Here is a 10,662-nt window from a genome sequence, read left to right on the forward strand (position 1 = left end):
GCACTGAGGACGGACAGCATGACACCTAATTCCAGGAGCGGTGCGGGACGCAAGGGCCTCGCGACCCTCGTGTGCGGTGCGCTGGCCGCCGGGGGGCTCGCAGCCGCCGGCGTGACCGCGCTGGTACCGGGGGCGGCCTCCGCCTCCAGCCACCGCGAGGCCCCGCTGATCTCGGGGACTCCGCAGTACGACAACACGGACGTGTACGCGTTCGTCAGCCCGGACAAGCCGGACACGACGACGATCGTCGCGAACTGGATACCGTTCGAGGAGCCCGCCGGCGGGCCGAACTTCTTCACGTTCGCCGAGGACGCCCAGTACGACATCCACATCGACAACAACGGTGACGCGCAGGGCGAGCTGCTGTACCGCTTCACCTTCAAGACGCACGTCAAGAACAAGAAGACGTTCCTGTACAACACGGGTCCGGTCGAGAGTCTGGACGACCCCGACCTCAACATCACGCAGACGTACGACGTCGAGCTGCTGAAGCTCAAGGACCAGCACCTGGTGTCGAAGACGAAGGTCGCCAACGACGTACCGGTGGCGCCGTCGAACGTCGGCAAGGCGTCGATGCCGGACTACGCCAAGCTGCGCGACCAGGCCGTGCACAAGCTCGCGGGCGACGCCACTTCGTTCGCCGGGCAGGCCGACGACCCGTTCTTCCTGGACCTGCGCGTCTTCGACCTGCTGTACGGCGGGAACCTCTCCGAGGTCGGCAACGACACGCTCAAGGGCTACAACGTCAACTCCATCGCCCTGCAGGTCCCGAGCCACATGATCGCCGAGTCGGCGGACCAGCCGATCGTCGGCATCTGGTCGACGACCCAGCGCAAGAACGCGCAGGGCCACTTCGAGCAGGTCTCGCGCCTGGGCAGCCCGCTGGTCAACGAGGTCGTCAACCCCATCAAGGACAAGGACAAGTTCAACGCGTCCGCGCCCTGGGAGGACGCCCAGTTCCTGAAGAACGTCACCAACCCGGAGCTGCCGAAGCTCATCGAGGCGATCTACAAGATCCCGGCGCCCGACGAGCCGCGCAACGACCTCGTCGACGTCTTCCTCAAGGGCGTGAAGGGCCTCAACCAGCCCCCGCATGTCACGCCTTCGGAGATGCTGCGCCTGAACACCTCGATCAAGCCGACCGCCGAACCCAAGCGGCTCGGTGTCCTCGACGGCGACAACGCCGGCTTCCCGAACGGCCGTCGCCTCACCGACGACGTGATCGACGCCTCGCTCCAGGTCGTCGAGGGTGAACTGCTCGGCGCCAAGAACGACCTGGGCGACGCCGTCGACAAGAACGACAAGGACTTCGAGAAGGCCTTCCCGTACGTCGCCCTCCCGACCGAGGGTTCCCGCGGCCCGCTCGCCAAGGGCACGGACGGCGAGACGGACGTCCGCAGCCAGCTCGGCGACGCGCTGCAGCCGGCGGGGGCCTCCGGCGGCACCGACATGAAGCTGATCGCCGGATCAGCGGGCGCCGGAGCGTTGGGCATCCTGCTGATCGGCGCGGCGCTGATGTGGTGGCGGCGTATGCGGGACCGGGCGTACTAGGCACTCCCCGGAAAGCCGGGAACGGCAGTTCGCCGACCGGCCCTCAACTGGCGCGGCCCGCGCAGTATTCATCCCCCACGGCGCGGGCCGCGCCGCCGCACGTGACAACGGACGTCGTTGAAAAGCCAATTGAGGAGAGGGCATGGCCCCGCGTACGAACGACAGCGCGCCGGAGAACCAGGAGCAGCGCGTGGCCGCCGTGCGGCGGGCACGGCAGGCCTTCCAGCCCGTCCGGCGTTTGAGGACGGGGCCGTTCAGGCCTACGGGGGTCCAGGGGGCGGAGCCTCCTGGCGGGGGCGAGACCCGCACAGCCGCACTGCGTCGCGCCGCCGCGGCCGCACGCCGCAGCCGCACGCTCCACCTCGCCGGCTGCGCCACCCTGCTGGCCGTGGCACTCACCGCCGGCTCCATCGCCCTCGGCGCCGCACACGACGACGCAGGCCAGAGCCTCGCCCCGGCGGCGGCCGCGGTGTCGCCGGGCCTCCTCGCCACCGGCGACCTCGACGCCGGCATCTCCTCCCTCCAGGCCCACCTGCGCGACCAGCCGAAGGACTTCGGCAGCTGGGCCACCCTGGGCCTCGCCTACGTCGAGCAGGCCCGCACGAAGGGCGACCCCTCCCGCTACCCCCAGGCCGAGCAGGCCTTCAAGCGCTCACTGGAGCTGGACCCCGACAACGACCAGGCCCTGGCCGGCCGGGCCGCCCTCGCCGCCGCGCGCCACGACTTCGAGGACGCGCTGAAGTACGCCGACCGCGCTCTGAGGATCAACCCCTACAGCGAACGCGCCCTGTGCACCCGCATCGACGCCCTCGTCGAGCTCGGCCGCTACTCCGACGCCGCCAAGGCGGCCAACACCGCCGACGACCGCCGCCCGGGCGTCCCGGTCTTCACGCGGTACGCGTACGTGCACGAACTGCGCGGCGACGTGACCACGGCCGAGCGCGTGCTGCAGCAGGCGCTCTCCTCCGCGGTGGCCCCCGGCGACATCGCCTTCGTCGCCACCCAGCTCGGCCAACTCGCCTGGAGCCAGGGCGACCACGACTCCGCCCTCACCCACTACGCCCGCGCCCTCGCCGCCGACGAGAACTACGTCCCCGCGCTCGAAGGACGCGCCCGCGCACAGGCCGCGAGCGGTGACAGGGCCGGCGCGATCAAGGGGCTGAAGGACGTCGTGTCCCGGTACCCGCTCCCGGGCCCGCTCGTCGAACTCGGCGAGCTGTACGAGGCGGCCGGAGACCGGACCGAGGCCGACGACCAGTACGCCCTCGTCGACGCCTGGACGGCCCTCGCCCGCGCCAACGGCGTCAACGCCGACCTCGACACCGCCCTCGCGGCGGCCGACCACGGTGACAAGGCGTCCGCCCTGCGCGCCGCCCGGGCCGAGTGGAACCGCCGCCACACCGTGCACACCGCGGACGCCCTCGCCTGGGCACTGCACGTCAACGGCAAGGACGAGGAAGCCCTGCCCTACGCCCGCAGGGCCACGGCCACCGGCTACCGCAACGCCGCGTTCCTGTACCACCGCGGGATCATCGAGCACGCCACGGGCAACGCCGAGAACGCCCGTGAGCACCTCCGGGCCGCTCTGAAGCTGAACCCCGGCTTCTCGCCGCTGGGCGCCGAGGAAGCCCGTACGGCCCTCAAGAACCCGGAGGCGGCCAAGTGACCCTCCGTCGTCCGCTCGCCTCCTGCGCCGCCGTCCTCACGGCGGCCTGCGCGCTCGCGCTGTTCTCCTCCCCTCCCGCGAGCGCGCACCCCCTCGGCAACTTCACCGTCAACCGCTACGACGGCCTCGTCGCCACCCCCGGCGAACTGCGCGTCCATCACGTCGAGGACCTCGCCGAGATCCCTGCGACCCAGGCCGGGCCGGACATCGAGAAGGCGGGCATGACGGCATGGGCCCGGCAGCGGTGCGAGGACGCCGTGCGGGGCAGCGAGGTCACCGTGGACGGCCGTACGGTCGAACTGGCGCTGAACAGCAGCCACGCGCGCGTGCGGCCCGGTCAGGCGGGGCTCGACACCCTCCGCGTCGAGTGCCGGCTGACGGCGCCGCTGCCCGAGAACGCCGGCGACGCCACGCTCGACCTCGGCTTCCGCGGCGCGGGCGCGGAGTCCGGCCCCGGCTGGCGGGAGATCACGGCACGCGGCGACCGTATGACGCTCACCGCCTCGGACGTGCCGAAGGAGTCGATCTCCCGCGAACTGACCCGGTATCCGGAGGAGTTGCTCTCCTCTCCGGCGGACACCAGGACCGCGTCCCTGCGGGTGCGCCCCGGCGGACCGGCCCTCGCCGAGGCGGAACAGAACGCCCCCGGGTCCTCCGTCCTGCCGCGCGGCGCCGACCGCTGGACGCGTGCCCTGGACGGCCTGGTCTCCCGCCACGACCTGACCGTCGGCTTCGCCGCCCTCGCCCTGCTCCTCGCGGTCTTCCTCGGCGCGATGCACGCGCTCGCGCCGGGCCACGGCAAGACCCTGATGGCGGCGGTGGCGGCGGCCCGCGGCGGCCGGGCCCGCATGAAGGACGTCCTGCCGCTGGCCGCCTCGGTGACGGTCACGCACACCCTGGGCGTGGTCGCCCTCGGCCTCCTGGTCACCGCCGGCTCGGCGGCGGCACCCTCGGTCATCACCTGGCTGGGCATCGCGAGCGGCGCCCTGGTGATCGCGGCGGGCGCGACACTCGTACGCCGGGCCTGGCACTTCCGCGGCCACGGCCGCCTCCACACACACGGGCACGAACACGCGCACGACCATGACCATGACCACCCCCACGGGCACGGGCACGGGCACGACGACCACACCCACCCGCACGACCACACCGACGGACACGAGCACACCCACGAGGCCGACCACACCCACGAGCGCCAACCGGTCCTGGTCGCCGCCCACGCCCACCCCGCGACACCGAAGCCCACCCCGGCGCACGGACACACCCATGCGCACGCCCCCGCCGGCGCCACCCACCAGCACGGACACGACCACGGACACACGCACGGTCACCCCCGCACCCGCGGCCTCCTCACCCACACCCACGGCGGTTTCACCCACACCCACTCCACCGCCCCCACCCTGCGCGGCACGATCCTGCTCGGATTCGCCGGCGGGCTCGTGCCCAGCCCCTCCGCGGTCGTCGTGCTCGTCGGCGCGGCGGCGCTCGGGAAGGCGTGGTTCGGGCTGCTGCTCGTCGTCGCGTACGGCCTCGGGCTCGCACTCACCCTCACCGCGGCCGGGTTCGCCGTCGTGAGGCTGGGTACGGGAGTGACGCGGGTGCTGGACAGGCAGCCCCGCTGGATGGCGCACCCCCTGACGGTCTTCGTCCGCAGGACCGCTCCACTGGGATCCGCGGTGCTCGTCGTGCTGATCGGGACCGGATTGGTTCTCCAGGGGGCGGCATCCGCACTCGGCTGAGCTACTTTTGTGGAGAAATCACGCGGAGTGCAGATTTCGCTCGGATGCGAATGGGGGACGCCCGTGTCCGAAGAACCGGGCAGTGAACGTCTGATCGCGGGCCGCTACCGCCTTCTGTCCCCGCTCGGCGAGGGCGGCATGGGCACCGTGTGGCGGGCCCGCGACGAGTTGCTGCACCGCGAGGTCGCGGTCAAGGAGGTGCGCGCGCCGCACGGGCTGCCGGGCCCGGAGGTCGAGCGGATGTACGCCCGGCTGGAGCGCGAGGCGTGGGCGGCGGCGCGGGTCGCCAACAGCAATGTCGTCACGGTGTACGACGTGGCCACGCAGGACGGCCAGCCCTGGATCGTGATGGAGCTGGTCCGCGGCATCTCGCTGGCCGAGCTGCTGGACGCCGAGGGCCCGCTGAGCCCCCAGCGCGCCGCGCACATCGGCGCCGAGGTGCTGTCCGCGCTGCGGGCCGCGCACGAGGCCGGGGTGCTGCACCGGGACGTGAAACCGGCGAACGTGCTGCTGTCGAACGACGGCCGGGTCGTCCTGACCGACTTCGGAATCGCCATGGTCGAGGGCAGCTCCGCGCTGACGATGACCGGCGAGGTCATCGGCTCCCCCGAGTTCCTCGCCCCGGAGCGGGCGCTGGGCCGCACGCCCGGCCCGGAGTCGGACCTGTGGTCCCTCGGCGTGCTCCTGTACGCGGCCGTGGAGGGCAACTCCCCGTTCCGCCAGACCACCCCGCTCAGCACGCTGCGCGCGATCGTCGACGAGGAACTGCCCCCGCCCCGCCGGGCCGGGCCGCTCGCCCCCGTCATCGAGGGCCTGCTGCGCAAGGACCCGGCGGAGCGGCTGCCGGCCGACCGGGCCGAACAGGACCTGCGGATCATCGGTGCGGGAGGGACACCGCGCGCGGACGCCGTACCGGCGACTCCCTACACGCCGACCGTCGCGGCCCACCGGACTCCGCCGCGGACCGGCCCCACGGCCCCGGTGCCGCCTCCCGGACCCACTCGGCCCACGGCAGCTGCCGGGCCCGGCCGGGACACCGCTCCCGTCCGGCCCGAGCGCAACCGTCGCGCCGCCGTGGTGCTGATCGCGGGCATCGCCGCCGTCGCACTGGCCGTGGCAGGGCTGACGTACGCCCTCCTCAACCGTGGGGACGGCAACGGCGGCGACGCGGGCGGCCAGGAGACCACCACCCAGACGGGCGGGGGGACTTCGCCGACCGAGACGGACGACGAGGGCGCGACCGACGAGGGCCGGAGTCCGACGCCCGGTCCGAGCAGCAGCCGTACGACTCCCGCCCCGCAGTCCGTGAAGGTGACGCTGGCGGGCGCCAACACCGAGTACTCCGGGTCCTGTCCGCCGCCGGACGGCCAGGCGCCCGCCTTCACGGCGACGTTCACGGTGGGGCGGCTGCCGGCGCAGGTCAGCTATCGCTGGGTGTCGCAGGACGGCGAGGTCATGGACCAGGGCTGGAAGACCCTGTCCTTCCCGGAGGGCGGGGGGCGGACCAAGCAGGACAGGGCCTTCGTGACGACGTACGACGACAGCGGGACGTTCGAGAACGAGATCAGTGTCGAGGTGCGCGACCCGGTGGAGACGAAGTCCAACTCGGTGCCGTTCTCGGTGACCTGTGAGACGGAGACCCCGACGGACGGGGTCTCGCCTACGCCCACCGGGTCGCCCGGCTCCTAGGTTCAGGCCGCGGCGTTCAGAACCGGCAGATAACCACCCGACTGGCCCGCGGCCGTCGGGTGGTACGACTCCGGGATGTTGAGCCAGTTCACGGAGTGCATCCACGAACTGCCGGAGCACAGCTCGTGCCCGGTGAAGGTGGGCCGTACGTCGCCGAAGGTGAACCCGTGGTCCAGGGCACGCTTCTCGGTGGCGGCGTTGATGTAGTCGGCGGCGCCGTTGAGCGCCTTGCGCTTGGTCTCGGACAGGCCGATGCACCCCGACGCGCCCAGCTTGTAGAAGCGGGGGTAGCCGAGCACGACCACATGGGCGGACGGGGCCTTGGTCCGGATGGCCGTGTAGACGTTGTCGAGCCTGCCGGGCAGCGTCGAGTCGACGAACGCCTTCGCGGTGTTGATGCGTGAGACGCAGGCGCTGTCGCCCTGGAGCACACAGGTCGTCATGATGTCCGCGAAGCCGGCGTCGTTGCCGCCGATGGAGATGGACACGAGTGCGGTGGCGGAGCTGAGCGGGCCGAGCTGACTGGCCGTGACATCACCCGTTTGAGCGCCCGAGCATGCCGTGAAGTCGAATGACGAGGGTGAGTTCGCGGCGGCCCAGAGGTACGGGTACGCCTTCGTGCTGCGCTTGCAGTCGCCGCTGGAGCCGATGTAGCTGCCCGCGCCGAGGCCCGAGGAGTAGGAGTCGCCGAGGGCCACAAAGCCGCCTGCTGCGGCACTGTCGGCGGCCTGCGCCGTCGCGGCCCCGGTAAGGGCTGTGCCGACGGCGAGGAGGAGTGAGGCGACGTATACGGAAAGTCGGGAACGTCTCATGGAACCTCCCTATAGCAGGATCTCTGCCATAACCGTCGTACCAACTACGCGTGTTGACGGGAAGTGTCCATGCCAAGATATTTCGTGTGCATGACAGGATTGTTGACAGATCGTCAACCCCCTTGTCGGTCGTCGCGGGACCGCAGAGCCTTTACCTCGACCCCGGAACAGGAACGCACCGTTCCAGGGCCGTGCGTGCGACCGCGCACGCACCCCCCACATGTGCGCGCACCACCAGCGCACCGCCTTGAGGAGGACTCCCTCGTAATGGCACAACTGCGTAGCAACAAGCTCCGGTTCGCCGCGATAACCGGCCTGGCGACCGCCGCCCTCGTCGGCGGGCTCACCTCCCTCCCCGCCCAGGCCGCCCCGGCCGAGGGGAACGTCCTGGCCGCCGGCTCCCCCACGGCGATCAAGGACAGCTACATCGTCACGCTGAAGAAGAGCGCCGGCATCAAGGCCTCCTCGGTCGCCGGCAAGGACCTGGTGAAGGAGTACGGCGGCTCGGTGAGCAAGACGTTCACCAAGGCACTGAACGGCTACACCGCCGCCCTCTCCGCAACCGAGGCCAGACAACTCGCCGCCGACCCGGCCGTGGCGTCCGTCGAGCAGAACCAGCGCGTCCGGCTGGCCGACACCACGCAGACCAGCGCCCCCTGGGGCCTGGACCGCATCGACCAGTCCGCGCTTCCGCTCTCCGGCACCTACACCTACCCGGACAGCGCGGGCAGCGGCGTGACGGCGTACGTCATCGACACCGGCGTGCGCATCACCCACCAGCAGATCAGCGGCCGTGCCAGCTACGGCTACGACGCCGTCGACGGCGACACCACCGCCTCCGACGGCAACGGCCACGGCACCCATGTGGCCACCACCATCGCGGGCTCGACCTACGGCGTCGCCAAGAAGGCGAAGATCGTGGCGGTGCGCGTGCTCGACAACGCGGGTTCCGGCACCACCGCGGGCGTCATCGCGGGCATCGACTGGGTGACCAACAACCACTCCGGTCCCTCGGTCGCCAACCTGTCGCTCGGCGGCGGAGCCTCCGCCACGCTGGACACGGCCGTGCGCAACTCCATCGCCAGCGGAGTGACCTACGCCGTCGCGGCCGGCAACAGCAACGCCAACGCCTCCTCGTACTCCCCGGCCCGCGTGACCGAGGCGATCACCGTCGGCGCCACCACCAGCTCGGACGCCCGGGCGAGCTACTCCAACTACGGCTCGGTGCTGGACATCTTCGCCCCCGGCTCCTCCATCACGGCCGGCTGGTACACCAGCGACACCGCGACGAACACCATCTCCGGTACGTCGATGGCGACCCCGCACGTCGCGGGCGCCGCGGCGGTCTACCTGGCGAACCACACCTCGGCCACCCCTGCCACGGTCGCCTCGGCCCTCACGGGCGGCGCAACCACCAACGTGGTCACCGGCCCCGGCACCGGCTCGCCCAACCGGCTGCTGAAGCTCGTCCCGTAACAGCACACCCGTACGACCAGAACCAACCGTTCCCCGGAGACGCCCGCCGTCTCCGGGGAACGTCTTGACGGCCCCCACGGAGCTGAGCGACATTGAAGCCCGGCATCCGGCGCTTCGGGGGGCAAAGTCGCCAATGCAGACCTTACGTAGCAAGACAGGTGCGTCTCAGGACGCCGAGCGGGAGCGGTCAGGACCGGGGAGGGACCTGAAACCGCTGCTCGCGGGCGCCGCGACGGCTGTGGGGGGATTCGGCGCGGTTCTCGCGCTCGTCGGCTCGCAGTCACCGCTGCGCGGCCCGTTCACGCTGTTCTTCCTGCTCGCGGCACCGGCCGTGGCGATCGCCGCGGCGCTGCGCGGACTGGAACCCTTCGGCAGGACCGTGGCCGCGGTCGCGGGCGCGGTCGTCGTCAACATGCTGGTGGCCCAGGGCATGCTGGCCGTGCACCGGTGGTCGGTCCGCGGCGGGATCGTGGCCGTGACCGCGATCAGCGCCCTCATTCTCCTGCTGGTACTGGTGCGGCGGCTGCGCGGCCGTACGACGCGAAGGCGGACTGACTGACGTGGACATCAGCGTGTACCGCCCCGGCGAGCTCAGCTCCGCCGACCGGGCGGCGTGGACATCGATGCAGTCCAAGGCCCATCTTCAGGGTTCGCCGGAGCTGGCCAACCCCTTCCTGTCGCCCGAGTTCGCCCTCGCGGTCGGCCGCTGCCGGCGCGGGGTGCGGATCGCGGTCGTACGGGAGGGCGGCGACCCGGCGGCGTTCTTCCCGTTCCAGCGGACCGCGGCCGGAGTCGGCCGTGCCATCGGGCTCGGCGTCTCGGACGCGCAGGGGGTGGTGCACCGGCCCGGGTTCACCTGGGACGCGCGGGAGCTGCTGAAGGCCTGCGGGCTCGCCGTATGGGAGTTCGACCACCTGGTGGAGGGCCAGGCGGCGTTCGAGGAGGTGGCGTCCGGCACCTTCCCGTCCCCGGTCATGGACATCGACCAGGGGTACGAGGCGTATATGAGTCAACTGCGTGAGCGGTCACCGAAGTTCACGAAGTCGACGCTCGCCAAGGAGCGCAAGCTCGGCCGGGATCACGACGGCGTGCGCTATGTGCACGACGAGCGCGATCCGGCGGCCCTGCGCACGCTGATGGCCTGGAAGTCCGCGCAGTACCGCAGGACCGGGCGCAGCGACCGGTTCGCGCACGAGTGGATCACCGGGCTGGTGGAGCAGCTGTTCCACACCCGTTCCGAGCCGTTCGCGGGGATCCTGTCGGTGCTGTACGCGGGCGGCAAGCCGATCGCTGCGCACTTCGGACTGCGCACCGAGCGGGTGCTGGCCTGCTGGTTCCCGGCGTACGACCCGGCGTTCTCGAAGTACTCCCCGGGGCTGGTCCTGCATCTGCGCATGGCCGAGGAGGCCGCCGCCGACGGCATCGCGTATCTCGACCTCGGCCGGGGCCAGAAGGAGTACAAGGACTCCCTGAAGACACGCGAGCTGATGGTGTCGGAGGGGTGGGTGACCCGGCGTCACCCGGTCGCGTTCGGACACCGGGCACGCCGTGCCCCGGTCCGGGCGCTGCGCAACACCGTGCAGACCCGGCCGGAGCTGTTCGAACCGGCCGACCGGCTGCTGAAGAGCATGGGGAGGATCCGCTCGGGACGCCGGTGACGGTCAAGGCAACTCGGCCGGTTACGGTCAAAAGTACGAAAACGTGAGAGCTCGTTCCAGCTCTTGCCATA

8 protein-coding genes are annotated in these 10,662 nt (G+C 71.4%); 7 read left to right on the forward strand and 1 reads right to left on the reverse strand.

Annotated features, from left to right (window positions below; genetic code table 11):
- The first annotated feature begins 18 nt into the window (after nucleotides 1-18).
- From ACWGDB_RS32715 to ACWGDB_RS32730, 4 genes are all read left to right on the forward strand, one after another.
- Nucleotides 19-1,551 (forward strand): DUF4331 domain-containing protein, encoded by a 1,533-nt coding sequence (locus ACWGDB_RS32715; protein WP_453825761.1) that lies wholly within the window; start codon nucleotides 19-21, stop codon nucleotides 1,549-1,551.
- 142 nt (nucleotides 1,552-1,693) lie between these two features.
- On the forward strand, nucleotides 1,694-3,217 hold the full coding sequence (locus ACWGDB_RS32720) for a tetratricopeptide repeat protein (protein ID WP_453825762.1): 1,524 nt from the start codon (nucleotides 1,694-1,696) through the stop codon (nucleotides 3,215-3,217).
- Nucleotides 3,214-4,956, forward strand: a complete 1,743-nt coding sequence (locus ACWGDB_RS32725) for an urease accessory protein UreH domain-containing protein (protein ID WP_453825763.1) — start codon at nucleotides 3,214-3,216, stop codon at nucleotides 4,954-4,956. Before ACWGDB_RS32720 ends, ACWGDB_RS32725 begins: the two co-directional genes overlap by 4 nt.
- Nucleotides 4,957-5,019: 63 nt before the next feature.
- Nucleotides 5,020-6,645, forward strand: a complete 1,626-nt coding sequence (locus ACWGDB_RS32730) for a protein kinase domain-containing protein (RefSeq protein WP_453825764.1) — start codon at nucleotides 5,020-5,022, stop codon at nucleotides 6,643-6,645.
- 2 nt (nucleotides 6,646-6,647) lie between these two features.
- Here the strand turns inward: ACWGDB_RS32730 and ACWGDB_RS32735 are convergent, their stop codons facing one another.
- A complete protein-coding gene (locus ACWGDB_RS32735) occupies nucleotides 6,648-7,457 on the reverse strand; it encodes an SGNH/GDSL hydrolase family protein (protein WP_453825765.1) in 810 nt (269 codons plus the stop codon).
- A gap of 267 nt (nucleotides 7,458-7,724) precedes the next feature.
- On the opposite strand from ACWGDB_RS32735, the gene ACWGDB_RS32740 reads away from it, so the two are divergent.
- The 3 genes from ACWGDB_RS32740 to ACWGDB_RS32750 all read left to right on the forward strand — a co-directional run bounded on the left by ACWGDB_RS32740 (nucleotide 7,725) and on the right by ACWGDB_RS32750 (nucleotide 10,591).
- The gene (locus ACWGDB_RS32740; protein ID WP_453825766.1) at nucleotides 7,725-8,933 is read left to right on the forward strand and encodes a S8 family peptidase; all 1,209 of its coding nucleotides are present in this window, start codon (nucleotides 7,725-7,727) and stop codon (nucleotides 8,931-8,933) included.
- A gap of 133 nt (nucleotides 8,934-9,066) precedes the next feature.
- A complete protein-coding gene (locus tag ACWGDB_RS32745) occupies nucleotides 9,067-9,492 on the forward strand; it encodes a hypothetical protein (RefSeq protein ID WP_453825767.1) in 426 nt (141 codons plus the stop codon).
- Between the two features lies 1 nt (nucleotide 9,493).
- Complete coding sequence (locus ACWGDB_RS32750; RefSeq protein WP_453825768.1) at nucleotides 9,494-10,591, forward strand: GNAT family N-acetyltransferase; 1,098 nt, start codon at nucleotides 9,494-9,496, stop codon at nucleotides 10,589-10,591.
- Nucleotides 10,592-10,662: the final 71 nt, after the last annotated feature.

The sequence above is a fragment of the Streptomyces sp. NPDC055013 genome, assembly GCF_053608645.1.

Coding starts and splice junctions, on each gene's coding strand:
- ACWGDB_RS32715 (WP_453825761.1), top strand. CDS start 19: ATGACACCTAATTCCAGGAGCGGTGCGGGACGCAAGGGCCTCGCGACC.
- ACWGDB_RS32720 (WP_453825762.1), top strand. CDS start 1,694: ATGGCCCCGCGTACGAACGACAGCGCGCCGGAGAACCAGGAGCAGCGC.
- ACWGDB_RS32735 (WP_453825765.1), bottom strand. CDS start 7,457: ATGAGACGTTCCCGACTTTCCGTATACGTCGCCTCACTCCTCCTCGCC.
- ACWGDB_RS32740 (WP_453825766.1), top strand. CDS start 7,725: ATGGCACAACTGCGTAGCAACAAGCTCCGGTTCGCCGCGATAACCGGC.
- ACWGDB_RS32745 (WP_453825767.1), top strand. CDS start 9,067: ATGCAGACCTTACGTAGCAAGACAGGTGCGTCTCAGGACGCCGAGCGG.